This is a genomic window from Pseudothermotoga sp. (genome assembly GCA_025060105.1).
GTDB lineage: Bacteria > Thermotogota > Thermotogae > Thermotogales > DSM-5069 > Pseudothermotoga_A.
Genome location: JANXCS010000001.1, coordinates 157743 through 176714 on the forward strand (window position 1 = coordinate 157743; position 18972 = coordinate 176714).

At 42.9% G+C, this 18972-nt stretch carries 20 protein-coding genes; 13 read left to right on the forward strand and 7 right to left on the reverse strand.

Annotated features, from left to right (window positions below):
• Window positions 1-11: 11 nt before the first annotated feature.
• Entirely contained in the window at window positions 12-1148 is a 1137-nt protein-coding gene (nagA, locus tag NZ875_00805) for an N-acetylglucosamine-6-phosphate deacetylase (GenBank protein ID MCS7174280.1), read from the reverse strand.
• A 97-nt stretch (window positions 1149-1245) separates the two neighbouring features.
• Here nagA and thrS point away from each other — a divergent pair, with 97 nt between their 5' ends.
• The gene (gene thrS / locus NZ875_00810) at window positions 1246-3165 is read left to right on the forward strand and encodes a threonine--tRNA ligase (protein MCS7174281.1); all 1920 of its coding nucleotides are present in this window, start codon (window positions 1246-1248) and stop codon (window positions 3163-3165) included.
• 2 nt (window positions 3166-3167) lie between these two features.
• A complete protein-coding gene (locus NZ875_00815) occupies window positions 3168-4046 on the forward strand; it encodes an HD-GYP domain-containing protein (protein ID MCS7174282.1) in 879 nt (292 codons plus the stop codon).
• Here the strand turns inward: NZ875_00815 and NZ875_00820 are convergent.
• Genes NZ875_00820 through NZ875_00845 form a run of 6 tightly spaced genes read right to left on the reverse strand, consistent with a single transcriptional unit; the run spans window position 4023 to window position 9951 of the window.
• The gene (locus NZ875_00820; GenBank protein MCS7174283.1) at window positions 4023-4502 is read right to left on the reverse strand and encodes a hypothetical protein; all 480 of its coding nucleotides are present in this window, start codon (window positions 4500-4502) and stop codon (window positions 4023-4025) included. The two genes, NZ875_00815 and NZ875_00820, sit on opposite strands and share 24 nt — an antisense overlap.
• Window positions 4503-4505: 3 nt before the next feature.
• Window positions 4506-5072, reverse strand: coding sequence for a Holliday junction branch migration protein RuvA (gene ruvA / locus NZ875_00825; GenBank protein ID MCS7174284.1), 567 nt, complete (start codon window positions 5070-5072; stop codon window positions 4506-4508).
• A gap of 3 nt (window positions 5073-5075) precedes the next feature.
• Complete coding sequence (locus tag NZ875_00830) at window positions 5076-6398, reverse strand: bifunctional folylpolyglutamate synthase/dihydrofolate synthase (protein ID MCS7174285.1); 1323 nt, start codon at window positions 6396-6398, stop codon at window positions 5076-5078.
• Complete coding sequence (locus tag NZ875_00835; protein MCS7174286.1) at window positions 6395-8986, reverse strand: valine--tRNA ligase; 2592 nt, start codon at window positions 8984-8986, stop codon at window positions 6395-6397. Before NZ875_00835 ends, NZ875_00830 begins: the two co-directional genes overlap by 4 nt.
• Before the next feature lie 49 nt (window positions 8987-9035).
• Window positions 9036-9416 (reverse strand): hypothetical protein, encoded by a 381-nt coding sequence (locus NZ875_00840; GenBank protein ID MCS7174287.1) that lies wholly within the window; start codon window positions 9414-9416, stop codon window positions 9036-9038.
• Between the two features lie 13 nt (window positions 9417-9429).
• On the reverse strand, window positions 9430-9951 hold the full coding sequence (locus NZ875_00845; protein ID MCS7174288.1) for a hypothetical protein: 522 nt from the start codon (window positions 9949-9951) through the stop codon (window positions 9430-9432).
• A 273-nt stretch (window positions 9952-10224) separates the two neighbouring features.
• Here NZ875_00845 and rplU point away from each other — a divergent pair, with 273 nt between their 5' ends.
• From rplU to NZ875_00900, 11 genes are all read left to right on the forward strand, one after another.
• Complete coding sequence (rplU, locus tag NZ875_00850; GenBank protein ID MCS7174289.1) at window positions 10225-10548, forward strand: 50S ribosomal protein L21; 324 nt, start codon at window positions 10225-10227, stop codon at window positions 10546-10548.
• A complete protein-coding gene (locus NZ875_00855; GenBank protein ID MCS7174290.1) occupies window positions 10545-10880 on the forward strand; it encodes a ribosomal-processing cysteine protease Prp in 336 nt (111 codons plus the stop codon). The genes rplU and NZ875_00855 overlap by 4 nt, the downstream gene beginning before the upstream one ends.
• Complete coding sequence (rpmA, locus tag NZ875_00860) at window positions 10849-11121, forward strand: 50S ribosomal protein L27 (protein MCS7174291.1); 273 nt, start codon at window positions 10849-10851, stop codon at window positions 11119-11121. Before NZ875_00855 ends, rpmA begins: the two co-directional genes overlap by 32 nt.
• 13 nt (window positions 11122-11134) lie before the next feature.
• Window positions 11135-11578, forward strand: a complete 444-nt coding sequence (gene rplM / locus NZ875_00865; protein MCS7174292.1) for a 50S ribosomal protein L13 — start codon at window positions 11135-11137, stop codon at window positions 11576-11578.
• A gap of 14 nt (window positions 11579-11592) precedes the next feature.
• A complete protein-coding gene (rpsI, locus tag NZ875_00870) occupies window positions 11593-12006 on the forward strand; it encodes a 30S ribosomal protein S9 (GenBank protein MCS7174293.1) in 414 nt (137 codons plus the stop codon).
• A 40-nt stretch (window positions 12007-12046) separates the two neighbouring features.
• Window positions 12047-13771 (forward strand): DNA primase, encoded by a 1725-nt coding sequence (dnaG, locus tag NZ875_00875; protein MCS7174294.1) that lies wholly within the window; start codon window positions 12047-12049, stop codon window positions 13769-13771.
• Entirely contained in the window at window positions 13761-14957 is a 1197-nt protein-coding gene (gene rpoD / locus NZ875_00880; GenBank protein ID MCS7174295.1) for an RNA polymerase sigma factor RpoD, read from the forward strand. Before dnaG ends, rpoD begins: the two co-directional genes overlap by 11 nt.
• Before the next feature lie 74 nt (window positions 14958-15031).
• Window positions 15032-15946: a PhoH family protein gene (locus NZ875_00885; GenBank protein ID MCS7174296.1), complete on the forward strand. Its 915-nt coding sequence runs from the start codon at window positions 15032-15034 to the stop codon at window positions 15944-15946.
• Window positions 15930-17354 (forward strand): HDIG domain-containing protein, encoded by a 1425-nt coding sequence (locus NZ875_00890; GenBank protein MCS7174297.1) that lies wholly within the window; start codon window positions 15930-15932, stop codon window positions 17352-17354. The genes NZ875_00885 and NZ875_00890 overlap by 17 nt, the downstream gene beginning before the upstream one ends.
• On the forward strand, window positions 17299-17703 hold the full coding sequence (gene ybeY, locus NZ875_00895) for an rRNA maturation RNase YbeY (GenBank protein ID MCS7174298.1): 405 nt from the start codon (window positions 17299-17301) through the stop codon (window positions 17701-17703). The genes NZ875_00890 and ybeY overlap by 56 nt, the downstream gene beginning before the upstream one ends.
• On the forward strand, window positions 17693-18937 hold the full coding sequence (locus NZ875_00900; GenBank protein MCS7174299.1) for a DUF1015 family protein: 1245 nt from the start codon (window positions 17693-17695) through the stop codon (window positions 18935-18937). The genes ybeY and NZ875_00900 overlap by 11 nt, the downstream gene beginning before the upstream one ends.
• The last annotated feature ends 35 nt before the right edge of the window (window positions 18938-18972 follow it).

Below are 18972 nucleotides of genomic sequence, written 5' to 3' on the forward strand. Positions count from 1 at the left end.
TTGCCCCCTATTCAAACACTATAAACCAAGCGTCCCTCCACATAAAGGGCAACGACGTTCAACTCATCATCCAAAGCGACGAGATTCGCGACTTGCCCTTCCGCGATGAATCCATCACTCAAACCGCTCGCCTTAGCTGGTGTGAAGCTTGCCATTATCAAGGCGGATCTGAGCGGTACATCCAACTTGAAGACCAGATTTCTTACAGCTTGATCGATCGTGAGCGTGCTACCGGCGAGCGTGTTTTTACCGAGAAGTTTTGCAACACCATCTCGGACTTCAACGTTCATTTGACCGAGCTCGTACACACCGTTGTTCAAACCTGTGGCTGATATCGAATCGCTGACCAAAAAAGATTTGAAAACACCTTTAATTTTCATAGCAAGCTTAACTGTCGTGGGATGAAGATGAACAAAGTCGCATATCAATTCACAATAAATCTTTTCGTTCGTCAAGACAGCCCCCAGTACACCTGGTTCTCTATGGTCGAACTGTTTCATAGCATTGAAGACGTGCGTTGCTCTTCTAGCTCCAGCTCTGATGGCATCCATAGTTTGGTCATACGTAGCATTTGTGTGTGCGATGCTGACGATTACCTTGTGTCTTCGTAGTAAATTGATAGCTTCTTTTGCGCCATTGAGCTCTGGGGCGATAGCAAAAATTTTTATAACATCACCGAATCCTGTCAAGAAGTGTTCTAGTTCGTCGAGATCTGGGTGTTTGATCATTTCACGTTTATGCGCACCGCTTTTTGTTGGGTTTAAGTAAGGTCCCTCAACGTACAATCCACCTATTTTGGAAGCGAGCTCACGGTTATCCATAGCTTCTCTAACGGTGGAGGCGACCTTCGATATGTTCTCGAAACTGTCTGAAACGGTCGTTGGAAAGAAGCAACCGACTCCATGTTCGGCGTAAAATAAGGAAAGCCGTGCGAGATCTTCAATCTTTGCCCTCATCACATCGATACCTATCGCACCGTGTGTGTGGCTGTCAATGAACGCTGGAGCTAAAATTGGATAGCTTCGTTGTGCGACAAGGTTATCTTTCTCAATCGAGACTATTCTATCGTTTCTGATCGTTACACAAACCTCCTCAAATTCTCTGAGAGGTGTGAACAACCGTTTGGCTCGAAGTTTCAAATTTATCAACTCCCGTATGGTCTTGAATCTCCAGAAAATTTGTACTTCTCCTTTGATTATGATAACACTTGTGTGGTAATATTAACTTAAAAAAGGAGGTGTCGAGATGAAGCTTTTCATCAAAGATGTTGGCGAGATAGATTTGGATGGACCTATAACGATTCAGACTGTTGCGAAGAAGATGGGTAGAAATGATGTCATAGCTGCGATTCAAGATGGAAAGTTGCTTGACATTCGCGACACATTGAACGCTGGGCGAATTGAGCTCATAACGATCAACCATCCCCTCGCGCCACAAATTTATCGTCATACGATGTCCCACATCATGGCCCACGCAGTGACGAGAATATTTGGTGAGGATAAAGTCCTGCTTGGTATAGGTCCGGTGATCGAAAACGGATTTTATTATGATTTTGAGATTGCCTCTGGAAGGATTGTGGAAGAAGATTTACCGAAGATCGAAGAAATGATGAGGAAAATTATCAACGAAGATCTATCCATAGAACGAATCACCATGAGGAGGCATGAAGCCATAGAGTTCATGAAGAAGAGAGGACAGAAGTACAAGGTTGAATTGTTGCATGAGATGGAAGAAGAGGTCGTAACCTTTTACAAGCAGGGTGAATTCATCGATTTGTGTAAAGGACCACATTTGCCATCTACAGGAATTGTGAAACATTTCAAGTTGCTCTCGATTTCCGGTGCGTATTGGAGAGGGAATGAGAACAATCCTATGCTTCAAAGGATATACGGCACAGCCTTTGCAAGTGAGGAAGAATTGAACAGATATGTGGAAATGCTTGAGGAAGCCAAGAGAAGGGATCACAGAAAACTGGGACCAGCGCTGGGAATATTTTTCATTGACTATGACTACGCACCTGGTATGCCTATCTTCACTCCAGCAGGAACGATTATTCTGCGCGAGTTGATGAATTTCTCAAGAGAATTGCACTTGAACAGCGGATATCAAGAGGTCATGACCCCGTTGGTGATGAGCGAAAAACTTTGGAGGATGTCTGGGCACTGGGATCACTACAAAGAAAACATGTATTTCACTTCGAAAGAAGATCAGAATTTCGCAATAAAACCGATGAATTGCCCAGGGCACATACTGATTTACAAGAGCAGAACAGTATCGTACAGAGATTTGCCGATGAGGTATTTCGAGTTTGGACGAGTTCATAGGTACGAGAGAAGTGGAGTGCTTCACGGATTGCTCCGAGTTAGAAGTTTCACACAAGACGATGCCCATATTTTCTGTAGAACCGACCAAATAGAACAAGAGATTGTGGGAATCATAAGATTGATAGAACGCATATATGCCCAATTTGGTTTTGAATATTCCGTCGAGCTGAGCACTATGCCGGAGAACCATATGGGTGATGTGGAAACTTGGAACATGGCCACCGAATCTCTCAAGAACGCTTTAGACTCGATCAAGTTGCCCTACATAATTAAAGAAGGTGAAGGAGCCTTCTATGGGCCGAAGATAGATTTCCATGTGAAAGATTCCATCGGCAGAACTTGGCAATGCGCCACGGTTCAACTCGATTTTCTTATGCCACAGAGATTTGATCTATACTATGTAGATGCAGATGGTTCTGAGGTTCGACCGGTGATGATACATACGGCGAAGTACGGGAGTTTGGAAAGGTTTCTCGGCATACTCATCGAACATTTCGCTGGGGCTTTCCCAACATGGCTTGCTCCAGTTCAGGTTGTGATTTTACCCATTTCAGATAGACACAGGCATTATGCCGAGCAACTCGTTGAAAATTTCTCTCAAAGCGGTGTAAGAGTCAAACTCGATGCGCGCCATGAAACACTTTCTTACAGGGTGAGAGAAGCTCAGACTATGAAGATACCATACATGTTGATCGTCGGAGATAGAGAAATGAATGAGAAAAAAGCATCTGTTAGGACCAGAAAGGGAACCGATCTTGGTGCGAAGGATGTGAATGAGATTCTGAACGTGATACTTCAAGAAATAAAAACGCGCTCGTTGAAGAGCTTGTTAGAGGGATGAGCATGGTGTGTAAAGTAATGAAGGAAAAAGATGCCTTGGTTGAACGTTTTGAAAAACTCTGTTCGGCTGAGGAACCAGTTTCCACAAATTTGTTCATAACTGATACTTTTCGCGAAGATCTTTCACCATTGCTAGTAGTGAAGAAAAATTCAGTGGAATTGTACGATTCTGGGAAGCTGGTCGCGCAGTTTGTGAATGAACCAAGCGTTTACGATTCAATCTGGACGTTCGTCAAATCTTTTGTTGACAAAGAAGACGCGAAGTCTGCTTTGACGAGTTACAGATTCGCCAGGAAAATCGTCAGTGGGATTCTGCAAGCTATGGTCGTTTTGATGGAAGTTGAAGACAAACAAGGTTTCAGTCATTCCCAGAGAGTTGCCCGCTTATGTGTGAGAGTGGGTAAGAAATTGGGTTTAAGTAGCAATGAATTGAATCTTTTAAGAGAATGTGCGATGCTTCATGACGTAGGTAAAATTGGCATAGAACAGCTCATGATGTATACACCAACGCGAATAAGAATATTCGAGAATATGCCTCAAGATCACACTGTGATGGGCGCAGTTTATTTGTCGTCAATTGAGTACCTGTGGGACATTGTACCTGCCGTTAGGTCACACCACGAACGATGGGATGGAAAAGGTTATCCTGACGGTTTGAAAGGAGAAGAAATTCCTCTGTTTGCAAGGATCATAGGTATCTGTGATTATTTCGATGAACTAACACATTTTGTCACATCTGAATGGGGTACTGGACCAAAAACTGAATCTGAAGCACTAACCATGATCGAAGCTCAAAGTGGAAAGATGTTCGACCCAAGATTGGTGGAAATCTTCCTACAGATGAAAAGATCCAAAGATTCAGACGACTGCGTTGAGGAATAATCCCAAAGGTTCAAAGAGCATCTTTATGAGTTGGAGCGGCAAATTCATAGCTATTTCGAGAAGCTGAATCTGCTGCTCCAATTTTTCTTTTTCCTCAGGGGTTGCGAACGCCAGCTGGCTTTCAAGTTGTCTTATCTTCTCTTCAATGTATTGCTTGTAACTTTGTTCTGAAAACTCGTTCGACTGAGCTCTTTCGCCAGGATAATACACCCATACGCTGGTTCGACCGGCGACAGCGGCAAGAAAAGAGCCCCTTTTTCTCAGATCGAGACTTATACCCCCCTGGATGATTACGCCACCTTCTCGTTCAACCTTCCTTTTGAAGTACAACCAGTTGCTGATCTCTTGAGAAAGTACACGCAGAATGCTGCGACTCGCTGGAGCCGAGTTCCACAAACCAAGTTCACCGGGATCAAGTTTGTAACCGAGGGTTGGGTTCGCCACAGACTCTGGCATGCTTCACACCCTCTTTGAAAGCTTTTTCAAAGCTTCTTTAACGATTTGTTCCGCACTCATGCCCGGTTTGAAAACTTTTCTAACTGCCTCGCGCGAGTCGGACTTCGTAAAACCAAGCACTGTCAAAGCTTCTATGGCGTCAAGATATTCTCTGTTCATGACGAGTGCCACAGAAAATTCCTCATCTTTCAACTCAGATATCAACCGTTCCGCTGTTTTTCGACCGACACCAGGGATTTGAGATAACCTGTCCACATCACCACTTTTGATCATGTAAATGAGTTCGTCAGGTTCTACGGAAGAAAGTATCTTCAATGCTGTCCTATGACCAACTTTCGAAACTTTTGTGATTCTTTCAAAGATTTCAACTTTTTCTTCCTCCAGAAAACCATAAAGGATGAATCCATCTTGATTGAATTCAAGCCGTGTGTAAAGCTTGGTCTTCTCACCTATCTTCAGGGATTCTAAAGTCTTTTTATCACAGTGAACTTCCAATACAAAATCCAGTACACGAAGGAAAACTACATTGTTCTTGATCGTCTCCACACACCCATAGACGGCAGCTAACATGGCTCACCCCGATATTGTCCATTCTGGTTCGAGTGTACCGTCTAGGATGTAGTCTCTCAGGTATCCGACTAGGTACAGTGAGCCTGTTATTATTATCGTCGGCCATCTTTCTTTCTTGAGGATCTCCAAAGCCTTGATCGGATCGGGTTCAAAAGAAACATTCTTGTTGAACTGTTTCGCCAATTCATACGTTTCTTCCGGTTTCACGGCTCTGTGTGAAATTGGTCGTGTGATGATCAGCCTTTCGAAAAGTGGTGCTATGTGTGACAAAACACCGATTTTGTCTTTGTCATCGAGTATACCAACTATCCCAGCGAGCTTCTCGTTCGCCAAATAAGTCATTATCGTTTTCTTCAAAGTGGCTGCGGCTGGTGTGTTGTGTGCCCCATCAAAAATGTATCTTGGGTTATCACCGATGACTTCAAACCTTCCTGGATTAATTGTTTTCTTCAGAGCTTTTCGTACAGCTTCTTCTCTCACCTCAAAACCTAGTTTCTCTGCAAAAAGCAGAAACGCCTGGAGGGCCACCGAAGCGTTCAAGAACTGATGTTCACCGTTCAACGTTAACTCAAGATCCTTGAAATTTCGCAAACCTCTGAAACTGAACTTATTCTCATTGAGTTTCAATTGCACTTTGTCAAACTCGAAATCCCTGCCAATCAAGTGGAGCTCGCTCTTTTTCTCTTTGCAAACATTTTGTATGACTTCTAGGGGACCCAATTTAGTCTCTCCACACACGGTGGGATTTGAGAATTTTATTATGCCAGCTTTTTCAAAGGCAATCTTCTCAACTGTGTCACCGAGAATGTGCATGTGATCGTAATCTACTGTGACTATAACAGCCACATCGCTCTTTAGAATATTCGTTGCATCATACCTACCACCGAGCCCGACTTCTATTGCACCCGTTTGAACACCCATGCGTTCGAAAATACAGAATGCCATCGCCGTAGTGAATTCGAAGAAACTCGGTTTACTACTTTCACCAAGTTGATCCATCATCTCGGCAAACTTTTGAACTTGTTTGAAACATTCTAAGTACAGTTGCTCTGGCACGAATTGTTCATTGACTAAGATTCTCTCCTTAAAGGTTGACAAGTGTGGTGAATAATAAGCACCGGTTTTAAAGCCATGTTCTATCATGAGATTACTCAGAAGTTTGGTGACGGATCCCTTACCGTTCGTGCCAGTGACGTGAACACTGCGAAATTTATCTTGAGGATTTCCCAAAAAGTCACAAAGCTTTGCGATCCTATCGAGTCCCAGTGTGATTTTCCCTGAAGGTCTTTCTCTATAGATGTACGCGAGCATCTCAAGATAATTCATGATAGATCCCCCAAAATTTGTCTAAGGATAGCCAGTCTCTCCTCAATTTGGACTAATTTTTCCTTCGTTTCGTTCACGGCGTCTTCAGGCGCACGCGTTAAAAAGTTTTCATCTGATAGTTTTCTCTGGAGCCATTCTTTGTCCTGTTCGAGTTTAGAAATGTTTTTCTGAAGCCTTTTGATTTCTTCTTCAACGTTCAAACCCTCCACGTTCACGTACACATGAAGTTCGTTTGAAACATAGGCTGTTGCACATCTGGATGGCTTTGCATTCGAATGGACTATTTTATCAACGAACGCGAGGTGTTTCACATAAAGTTCTTCCTCTGAAGATAGTTCTTTACCAACTGTGAATAGTTCCACCGTTCGCTTGATAGGAATATTCAATTCTGCTTTGATGTTTCTTATACCTTTGACAATCTGCTGAATTTTAACAAATGAACGCTCTGCTTCCTCGTTGATGAATTGTCTTTCTACGTCAGGCCAAGAAGCTATCACTATGGATTCTTTAGCTATGGGCAATTTCTGCCAGAGTTCCTCAGACAAGAACGGCATGAACGGATGGAGCAATCTGAAACTGATGTTGAGAACATTAACAAGTACGTTCTGGACAGTTTTCCTATCGTTTGACGAGAGCCTTGGTTTTGCACACTCGATGTACCAATCGCAGAATTCATCCCAGAAGAAATCGTAAAGAGCTCTTGCCGCGATGTTGAATTCAAAGTTTTCCAAAGCGTTCGTCACGGTTTGAACGGTTTTCTGTAATCTTGAAAGGATCCATTTGTCGGCCACATCTAGGTCTTCCAAAGCATACGGCTCAAAACCTTCAAGGTTCATGAGTACGAACCTCGTTGCGTTCCAAATTTTGTTTGCAAATTTCCTGTATGTATCAAAGTATTTCTCATCGAGTTTTATATCTACACCCTGTGCTGCGAGAATTGCAAGGGTGAACCTCACCGGATCAGTTCCATACTTCTCAGACATATCGATAGGATCAATACCGTTTCCCAATGACTTGCTCATCTTTCTGCCGAACTTATCTCGGATGAGCTGGTGTATATAAACATAGCTGAAGGGCTTTTCGTGCATGAACTCATACCCCATCATGATCATCCGTGCTACCCAGAAGAAGATGATGTCAAATCCTGTTACAAGAACGGTGGTGGGATAATACCTCTTCAAATCATCTGTTTCTTCTGGCCAACCCAACGTTGAAAAAGGCCAAAGTGCGGAGGAGAACCACGTGTCCAGAACATCTTCATCTTGGTGCAACAAGTTCGAGCCGCACTTTGAACAAATTTTCGGTTCTTCCTCTTCTACAATAATCTGGCCGCAATTTTCGCAATACCAGACTGGTATCCTATGGCCCCACCAAAGTTGTCTACTGATGCACCAGTCCCTCACATTGTACATCCAATGTAGATAAACTTTCTTCCATCTTTCTGGAACAAACTTGATCTGTCCGGTTTCAACGGCTTCTATGGCCTTCTCTGCCAAAGGTTTCATGCGAACGAACCATTGATCCATCAACCTTGGTTCCACGACTGTCTCGCACCTGTAGCAATGACCAATCGAGTGGGAGATACTTTCAATCTTCAAAAGATAACCACCGGATTCCAAGTCAGCCACAACGGCTTCTCTGGCTCGATATCTATTCAAACCCTTGTATTTTCCTCCATTATCATTAACAACCGCGTCGTCGTCGAAAATGTCTATCAGAGGCAAATTGTGGCGCTTGGCAACTTCGAAATCGTTGGGATCGTGTGCTGGCGTGATCTTCACAATACCTGTTCCAAATTCCGGATCAACGTATTCGTCGGCTACGATCTCCAAAGCTCTGTTCATCAAAGGCAGGACGACTTTCTTTCCTATCAAGTGTGTGTATCTCTCATCTTTCGGATTGACTGCAACGGCAGTGTCACCGAGCATTGTTTCTGGTCGCGTTGTGGCAACGACAACGTATTCATCCTGTGAGTCAAGCAGAGGGTACTTCACATAATACAGTTTCCCTTGAACTTCATCGTGTTCCACTTCGTCATCGGCTAGTACGGTTTTACACCTTGGACACCAGTTCACCATGTATTTTCCTTTGTAAATGAGACCTTTCTTGTAGAGCTCCACAAATACCTTTCGAACAGCGCGAGACAAACCTTCATCGAGCGTGAACCTTTCCCTCGTCCAGTCTACGGAAGCGCCAAGAGTTTCTATCTGTTGTCTGATTTCTTTTCTATACTTTCTTGCCCACTCCCAAACTACCTCGAGAAATTCTTGTCTACCGAGTTGTTCACGCGTTTTTCCTTGGGACGCCAAATATTTCTCCACCGCGTTCTGAGTTGCAATACCTGCATGATCTTCTCCAGGAACCCACAACGTATCGTATCCCTTCATCCTCTTATAACGCACGAGGATATCTTGCAGAGTTATGTTCAAAGCGTGTCCCATATGGATACGCCCAGTGATGTTTGGAGGTGGTATGACTATCACGAATGTTTCTCCAACACCACTCGGGGTGAAGTAACCTTTGTTCACCCAGAATTCATACCATTTTCTTTCGATCGCCTCGGGAGCATAACGTGTGCCAAGATCCATCCTTTTCAGCACCTCCAGTGGCTTCCTTTCAACAAATTTTATCACAGCGTTAGCTCACAAAAATGCGAACCGTTGTGCCATCGTTGCTCGATATATTCACAATGTCACCTTCTAACTCTTCTAAACTGCTTAGAACTTGATCGATCTGATGAGCGATCATTTGTAGATCAACGTTTGGTAACTTCTCTTTCAAGGCTGGCAACGAGAGTTTCAAAAGTTGTGCCATGCTCACAGGTATTTTCACATCAACTTTTTCGCCTTGAGCGCTTCTGATTTGAATGTAAAGCATTTTCTTTCCCGAAGTTTTTTCTCTCGCATGTTGCTGAGACGGTGAAAAAATTCCTACTGTTTCAGCTATCTCCAAAGCTTCCTCCGGACTTATCTTGCCTTCCTTGACGAGCTTGAACAACTTCAATAGTTCCTCCCTCATGATCTTCCTCCTCTCATACAACACCGATTTTCACCGTTGTGTCCTCGGTTTCAATGTGAACGAAGTCTCCCTTGTATGTGAAAAGTTCATCAAGGCAAGAGTTTACCAGCGTGAGGATCGACCTTACTTCGTTTTCAGACAATGAAGAACCAGATTTTTTGCATAGATGCTTGATGAACAAAGAAGAAAGGGAGTTCAAAAAAGGCCTCACCAGCAGAATTAGGGATATCGGTATCGATATCTTGATGTCAACTTCTTTTTTTCCTCCTCTAATCCAGACGATGATCTTTCTGCCAACTGGTGCTGTAAAAAAGCTTTCAAGCCATTCAAGATCTTCTTCATCAATTTTACCTTTCAGTTGTTCTTTAAGAAAAAATAGTTCGTTCTTTTGCCTTTTCCTAGCACGAAGTGCGATTTTTGAGAGGGTAACTATCAGATAAATTCCGGCAGCTAGGAACAAGATACCGAAGAATACTCTAGCACCGAAAACTATCAAAGCTGTCCCTGCAAGTATCAGTATGATGGCCAATAGCACGTTCCCACCCCAAAAAATTGTAAATCATATCTTCAAATTTATCAAGTTCTAGTTCAGATTTTTTTGCCAAAGTGGTCCAACGACGAAAGGGTTGTTATAAGGATACGTTGGAGTGAATCGACAGTGGTGTAATGTTTTATTTTCTTAATCTTAATGGTACGGATGATACAATAATGCCGCTGAAAAAATTCATAGCACTTGAAAAACGTGAAAAAGGTTCCACGGTGAGTGGAACTACGTTTTTCAGTGCTTGTTTACCAAGGAGGTGTGTTCGTGTACGCCATTATAGAAACTGGTGGAAAGCAGTACCGTGTCAGTGAAGGCGACATAGTCGCGGTGGAAAAATTACCGCAAACCGAGGGAGAGCCTGTCATCTTCGACCGAGTTGTTCATGTTTCTGCCGATCAACTAGTCAAGATAGGACAACCCTATGTGGAAGGTTGCAATGTGAAAGGCATCGTGTTGAAGCATGAGAAGGCTAGAAAGGTCATGTCGATACGTTATAGACCTAAAGACAACGTTCGAAGGAGACGTGGTCACAGACAATGGTATACACTAGTTAAGATCGAAAAAATCGAGCTTGGTGAAAGTTCGTGATAAGAGCGAGATTTTTCTCGTCAAATGGCCATTACGTTTCTTTTTGTATTGAAGGCCACAGTGGCTATGACATCAAAGGCAAAGACATAGTTTGTGCTGCTGTGAGTGCTCTTGCGCAACACACGGCACGTTCTCTTACCAAGTATTGTGGTGCTATCGTTGAGAAAAAACAAGCGAAACTTAACGTGATGCTCCCTCGACCAAGTGAATTTTCTGACATCTTTGTGAGAGAGCTTCACGAAAGCATCGAAGATATCCGTTCACAGTATCCACAAAATTTGTCTGTGGAGGTGGTGATCAATGAGGATCGACATACAGTTGTTCGGTCGTAGGAAGAGTGGATCGATAGGTAACAGAGACAGCAATCCAAAGTACTTAGGTGTGAAGGTTGGAGATGGCCAGTTGGTGAGTGCAGGAAGCATAATAGTGAGGCAAAGAGGGACGAAGATACACCCTGGTGAAAATGTTGGCTGTGGTAGAGATTTCACGCTTTTTGCTCTCACTGACGGAACGGTCAAATTCTACGTTAGTAGAAACAGAAAGTTTGTCAAAGTGATTCCACAAAAGCAATGAGGAGGGTCAGCTTATGGCACGTCCTATGCCTATACAGAAAACTACGATTGTGAGAAATCGCGGAGGAAAGTGGTATCTGGTGGACGCTTCTGGTAAAGTATTGGGACGTTTGGCGAGTCAGATAGCGAAGTATCTAATGGGGAAAAACGAGCCAACTTTCTTTCCAGGAGTTGACAACGGTAACTATGTGGTAGTCATCAATGCTCACAAAGTCGTATTGACAGGGAAAAAGCTCGACCAGAAGATTTACTACAGACACAGTGGGTATCCCGGTGGAATAAAAATGCAGACAGCAAAGCAGATACTCCAAACGTATCCAGAGCGTTTGATATATTTGGCTGTCAAGAGGATGCTTCCAAAAAGAGCGCTTGGTGAAAAATATCTAAAACGGCTCAAGGTGTACGCTTCTGACAAGCATCCGCACGAAGCTCAGAATCCTGTTCCAATTGAAGTATGATGGGAGGGTGAGCGATGGCGACGACCACTCAGCAAGTTATATACCATGGTGTTGGGAGAAGAAAGACTTCTGTTGCTCGTGTTCATTTGAAACTTGGTAATGGTAAACTGGTCATAAACGACGAGGAATACAACAGTGCTGAAGAATATTTTAAAGATTCAGTCAGAGCCAAACATGCGATGGAACCACTCGTTGTGACCAACAACGTTGGTAAGTTCGACGTTTTCATTAACGTAGAAGGTGGTGGGCTGTCAGGACAAGCCGGTGCAGTTCGACTTGGTATTGCAAGAGCGCTTGTTCAGTTCGACGAGAATTTGAGGCCAGTACTCAGGGAGAAAGGTATGCTAACAAGAGATCCAAGGATGGTTGAGAGGAAGAAGTACGGTCTCAAGAAATCTCGTAGGGCTCCGCAGTACTCGAAGCGATGAAACAACTGGGGGCACATGCCCCCTTTGAACTCATCTCAATGTGGAGCAGTCAAACCAAGGCAGTGGTACTTCTACAGGTATCCACACAATGGTGAGTAGGGATCTGGTAGAAAGGATCAAACAGTCCATTGACATCGTCGAACTCGTTTCTCAGTATGTATCTCTACAAAAAGTTGGTTCCAGCTACAGGGGGTTATGTCCGTTTCACGCTGAGAAGACCCCATCTTTTTTCGTGAACCCAACACTCAAACTCTACCACTGCTTTGGTTGTGGTGCAGCGGGTGATGTAATCAAATTTCTACAAGAGATAGAGCACATTTCGTTTCAAGAGGCACTCGAAAGACTCGCAAAGATGGTGGGTATTGAATTGAAGTTATCAGCGACTCAATCTGAAAAGGATCTTTATACTGAATATTTAACTAAAGTGTTTCTGGAATACAAGAAACAACTTGAAAAAAGCAAGCAAGCGCTTGAATATCTCAATAAGAGAGGTTTCTCTGAGAGTGAAGTAAAAACTTATGAATTTGGCTATTGTCCTAATGATTCCCGCATTGCTCAAAAAATCGCACAGATTTTATCAATACCAATGGAGAAATCACTCCAGTATGGGCTTTACAAACCTAGCAATGGTGTCGATCTTTTTGAAGGCCGATTGATAATCCCTATAAAAGACGAGGTTGGGAAGATAATCGCCTTCGCGGGTAGGAGTTTGGACGATCGAGAGCCTAAGTATTTGAACTCTCCAGAAACTAAGTTTTTTTCAAAAAAGTCTGTGCTGTTCATGTTTGACTCAGCTAAGAAGGCGATCAAAGCACTAGATTTTGTTGTTGTCTGTGAAGGTTACTTTGATGCCCTAGCGTTTCATAGATCAGGCATCACCAACTCTGTTGCCGTTTTGGGTACGAACTTGACGAAGGAGCACGTATCAAAGCTCGTACCCCTGAGTAAGAACGTAATCTTATGTTTTGACAACGATGAGGCTGGAATCAAAGCCACATTGAGATCACTCAAAACCTTGATCGAATCTTCTTTCGACGTGGCAGTAGTGAAACTTTCTGAGAAAGACCCAGATGAGGTTCACAAAAAGTACGGTTCCGAAGGTTTGAGGAAAGCTCTTTCAGAAGCGATACCGTTCGAAGAGTATTTAGCCGAAGTGTACGAGAAGTTCTTCAACATTACTACGAGTGCCGGTCTAGAGAAGTATATTAATGCCTTGAGGAATTGGGCACAGATCCTTTTGAGGGACAGAAGGATGGATAGATATGAAAGTCTCGTAGAAGCCACTTCGAGGAAGACTAGATTGTCTGTAGCACAGTTGAACGAGATGTTCAGGCTCCAAAATCCCGTGGCAGTCAAAACTTTGAGGTCATCCCTTCCAAGTGAAGATGACTACATAATCTATTTGTACATAACCGCTGAAAAATTTAGGGAAGAAATCGATAAGATAGATTTCAGTTTGATTTCCGAAAACGCGAGAAGATTGTTGGAATTTCTGCGTCAAGGGAAAGATGTGTCTGAGCTGAGTTCAGATTTGAGGGAATATGCTTTCTCGGTCTTGGCGAGGATCCCGGAAGGAGATCCGGAGAAGATGTTCAACGATGTGAAGAGGAGATACTTAAGAAAGGTGATTGAAAAAGAATTGTTACAGATTGACAGTAAACTGACCTTTTGTCAGAGTCATGAAGAACGCGCTTATCTTTTGAAACGAAGGCTTGAACTGGTTTCCCAGATCAGATCACTGGGAGGTGAGCGGAATGGAACTTGAAAAGGAAAAAACGATCGAGCAGGAAGAAAAAGTTTTAGATGTAGAAGAAGAAAAATCTGTGAAAACGCTCTCACACGAGGAAATCGAAAAGAAAATTAAAAATCTCATCAAGCTTGGAAAAAGAAAGGGTTTCATCACTTATGATGACATAGACAGGGCATTTCCACCAGATTACGATGGCTTCGATTCGTCGCTCATAGAGAGAATCTACGAAGAACTTGAGAAGAACAAAATAACCATACAGGACACTGAACCTGAGACCCTTGAGGAAATCGAGACCGAAGTAGAAGAAATTCCTGGTGCCGAAGAAGAAGGTCCCGAGGTATACGATAATGTCTCATTGAAAGACCCGATCAAAATGTATTTAAGGGAGATCGGTAAGATACCTTTGCTAACTCCTTCTCAAGAGAGGGAACTAGCAAGGAGAGCACAAATGGGTAGCGAAAGAGCAAAAAAGAAGTTGATCGAATCCAACTTGAGGCTCGTTGTTAGTATTGCCAAAAGGTACATAGGCCGAGGCTTGTCGTTCCTTGACCTCATTCAGGAAGGTAACATAGGTCTCTTGAAAGCCGTGGAAAAATTCGATTGGAGGAAGGGATACAAATTCAGCACTTACGCAACGTGGTGGATAAGGCAAGCCATCACGCGTGCCATAGCTGATCAAGCAAGAACTATCAGGATACCAGTACACATGGTGGAAACGATCAATAAACTGAACAGAGTCAGCAGAGAGTATTACCAAAAGTACGGTGAGCAACCCACGGTAGAGGAACTAGCCAAGATGATGAACAAACCTGTTGAAAAGATAGAAGAAGTACTTCAAGCATCTCGTGAAACGGTGTCATTGGAATCTCCTGTTGGAGAAGATGAAGACTCGGTTATGGGAGATTTCATAGCTGACGAGAGCATAGCGTCTCCTAAGAAAGAGGCTATGAGAATGCTTATAAGGGAAGAGCTGGAAAAAGTTTTGAAGACGCTTAACCCAAGAGAAGCCATGGTTCTGAAGATGAGATATGGATTGTTGGATGGCAAAGCTAAGACACTTGAGGAAGTTGGCCAATACTTCAATGTAACGAGGGAGAGGATCAGACAAATCGAAGTGAAGGCTCTCAGAAAGTTGAGGCATCCATCGCGGAGCAAGTATCTAAAATCTCTGATAACACTACTCGATGATCATGAAAAATAGTGGTGTTAACTATAATTTTCGGAGGTGGTGCTAAGCTGGCAACTAGAACCGTTGAGATTCCTGATAACGTTGATATGGTCATCGTGCTTGGCCAATATGATAACAGGTTGAGATTTTTGAAAAAGCGTTTTCCTGTGAGTATTGACGTCTCAGACAAGAGAATTGTTGTGGCTGGAAACGATGAATCAACAGTTGAAATTGTCGAGAACATTATATCTCAAGTGATTGCGGCTGCAAGAAGAGGTTATGCTCTTGATTGGCAGGAGTTTGAAGCACTCGTGAATTTGTACACAGATGCTGCGAGAGGAATGGAGCTTTCACATTCACCTCCACTCGTTGGGAGAATCCGCCCTAAAACCAAGGGACAAACTGATTACATCGAAGCTATGAAGAAATACGACGTTGTTTTCGTCATAGGACCTGCCGGAACTGGTAAGACCTATTTAGCTGTCGCCATGGCACTCGAGTATTTAAAAAATGGGTTGGTGCAAAGGATCGTTCTCACAAGACCAGCAGTTGAAGCGGGAGAAAAACTTGGATTCCTCCCCGGCGATCTTGTCGAAAAGGTTGACCCCTACTTAAGGCCAATTTACGATGCTATTTTAGACATGATACCTGCTGACAAATTCTACACTTACAGACAGAGAGGTATAGTCGAAATTGCTCCATTGGCATTCATGAGGGGCAGAACGCTCAATAATTGTTTCATAATTCTAGATGAAGCTCAAAATGCTACACATCAGCAAATGAAAATGTTCTTGACTCGAATCGGATTCAATTCCAAAGCAGTTATAACAGGCGATGTGACGCAGGTGGACATAGATAGACAGCAGTCTGGATTAATCGAATGTGAGAAAATACTGAAGGGTATAGAAGGTATAGGTTTCGTTTATCTCAGCGACGCTGATGTGGTTAGGCATCCAGTCGTCAAGAACATAATAAAGGCTTACGAAGAATACGAGAGGAAGAAAAATGGCTTTAACAGCTAGAAGATCAGATAAATGGTATCAAACCGTAGTCGTATTGGTTACTCTGCTGTTCATGCATATCCCAAACTTTCGTAAGCCAGCAGAATTCTTGATAGAGTATGTAGCGCTGGTTGTACTTTGGTTGACTCTCATCTCACCAGAATTTGAGAGGAAACCTTTTTCTCTACATAAAGCTTATTCTGTACTTGTTTTGGGCACCGTAGTTGCTGGTTCATTTCTTTCTAAATTGCTTCTCAGTCGATTCGGGCCGTTTTCCTCACCGTTTTTTGCACCGCTTCTCTTGTTGGGCTTGCTCACAGACAGGAGAATGACTGTTAATGTGGCTATATTCTTTTCGATTCTGACGTTCATAAGCTCTGAATTCACACCCCTTGCCATGGCTTCGGTGCTGGTGACCAATTTGTTGACAGCTGTTTCTAGTTATGGTTTGAGTAAAAGGCTTCAAGTGATTAGACCTGCGTTTTTTGCGACTGCAAGCAATGCTGTTTTTCTTCTTATCAACCTGCTCATGGATGGAGGAGCATCTACGAATCGCAATCTTGCTTTGGCGGTTTTCACACCCTTTTTATTCTCCATAGTGGATCTAGGGTTACTACCGTTCATTGAATATGCAAGTTTAATATACTCAAATATGGATTTGGTGGAGCTTGGAAACATGAATCATCCATTGATCAAACTCCTCTCGCTTCGCGCTCCAGGTACATACTATCACTCAACAGTAGTCGCCAATTTGGCGGAGGCAGCCGCAGAAAGGATCGGTGCGAATCCTATCCTCGCGAGAACAGCTGCTTATTTTCATGATGTGGGAAAAGTGAAAAGGCCTTATTTTTATACTGAGAACATAGAGGACAAAAATCCTCACGATGAACTCAGTCCCAAACTGAGTCGCTTGATAGTTTTGGATCATGTCAAACACGGACTTGAATTGGCTCGTCGTTACAGGCTACCTTTGTTGGTACAAGATGCTATACCGCAGCATCATGGTACGCGTGTCCAAAAGTATTTCTATCACAAAGCGAAGGAAATGGGAGAAAGCCTCAGTGCTGATGAGTTCAGATATCTTGGTCCCAAACCTCAATTCAAGGAAGCAGGCATAATAATGCTTGCAGATGCTGTTGAAGCAGCTTTTAGGAGTTTGAAGAATCCCAGTGCAAGTCGTATAAAATCGGTTGTTGAAGAAATCGTTTCAGGTATTTATAATGAACGTGAGCTCGATGAATCAGGTTTAACGCTCCAAGATTTGGAAGCAATAGCCGAGGAATTCACCAGAGTCTTGTTCAACATGTTCAGATCTCGCATAGAGTATCCAAAAGAAGAGATAAAACGGGTGATCGTACTTGCTGAAAATTCGAATTCAAAACAGGACAAGAAGAAAGCTATCGATCAAGAGAATTCGAGCAATCCTTAGAGAGATCATAAAAAAAGAGATAGGTAACGTGACAGTTGATATCTTCTTCATTGGTGAGAAAACTATGGCCAAGTTGAATCAAACCTTCAGAAAAATTAAGGGACCAACCGATGTGCTCACTTTCGTTTATAAGGAAGAACTTTACGGGGAAATATTCATTTGCCCAACGATTGTCGAAAAGAACGCAACAAGATTTGGCTGTAGCTTTGAGGAGGAACTACTCAGAACCGTGGTTCACGCCGCTTTGCACTTAGCAGGTTTTGATCATGAGTTAGATGAGAAAGGATCAGAAGAGATGTTTCGAAAGCAAGAAGAATATCTCAGGGAGGTAGAGAGACATGATCGTTAGACCTTTCAGGGCTTTAAGGCCGAGAAAAGAATTTGCAAGTAAAGTGGCTGTGAAACCATACGATGTAATAAGTTCTGAGGAAGCAAGGCGAGTTGTACTTGCGAATCCTTTGGCCTTTTACAAAGTTACCAAACCAGAAGTAAACTTTGAGAAACTTGTTGATTCAGATTCTCCCGAGGCCTTGGAAACAGCCAAGAACAATCTGCAAGAATATATAGAAAAGGGAATTTTTTTCCTAGAGGATAGAGAATGCTTCTATGTTTATAAGCAAATAGCACACGATCATGTGCAAACTGGTTTAGTGGCAACTTTTTCGGTGAAAGAATATCTTGAATCTAAAATAAAGAGGCATGAATTAACAAGAAAAGATAAAGAGGAAGAACGAATTAAGCACATCGAGTATCTGAGAGCCCAAACAGGGCTGGTCTTTTTGGTGTATCGATCTAACGAGCAGTTACACAATTTGCTTGACTTGGCGATGCAAGTTCAACCCGAATACGATTTTGTTGATGAAGATGGAGTGAGGCAAATCATCTACGTTGTGAGTGAACCATCACTCATAAAGCAAATCAAACAAGAGTTTGAAAAATTGACAGCTCTCTACATCGCGGATGGCCATCATAGAGCAGCTGCCGCTGTCAAAGTTGCAGAAAAAATGTCGCGTCAGAACCCAAACCACACAGGTTTCGAGGAATATAACTACTTTGCCGCAGCTGCATTTCCACACGATCAGGTCAAAATATACGATTACAACAGGATAATAAAAGATCTCAACGGTCTCACTGAAGAGCAATTCCTTGAGGCCATTCAAAATTCCTTCATTGTTGAGAAAGCTTCGATTCAACCGTATAAACCTAGGGAGAAGCATGAATTCGGTATGTTCTTTTCAAATGGTTGGTACAGGTTGAAGGTTAAAAACTCCGTACTGAGCAAAGTTGGTTCAGATCCGATTGCGAGCTTAGATGTTTCGATACTGCAGAATGAGATTTTGGATAAGATCTTGGGAATAAAAGATCCAAGAACAGATAAGAGGATAGATTTCATAGGAGGAGTTCATGGGCTAAAAGTGCTCGAAGATTATGTTAAAAACAAAGGTTGGGCCGTTGCATTCGCCCTTTATCCAACCTCGGTGGACGAAATGATGATGGTTTCCGATGCTGGTTTTATAATGCCGCCGAAATCGACTTGGTTCGAACCGAAACTGAAATGTGGTCTTTTTGTTCATTTGATTTGAACAGTAAGCTTTACAAGGCCGTCTTAGAATTTGGT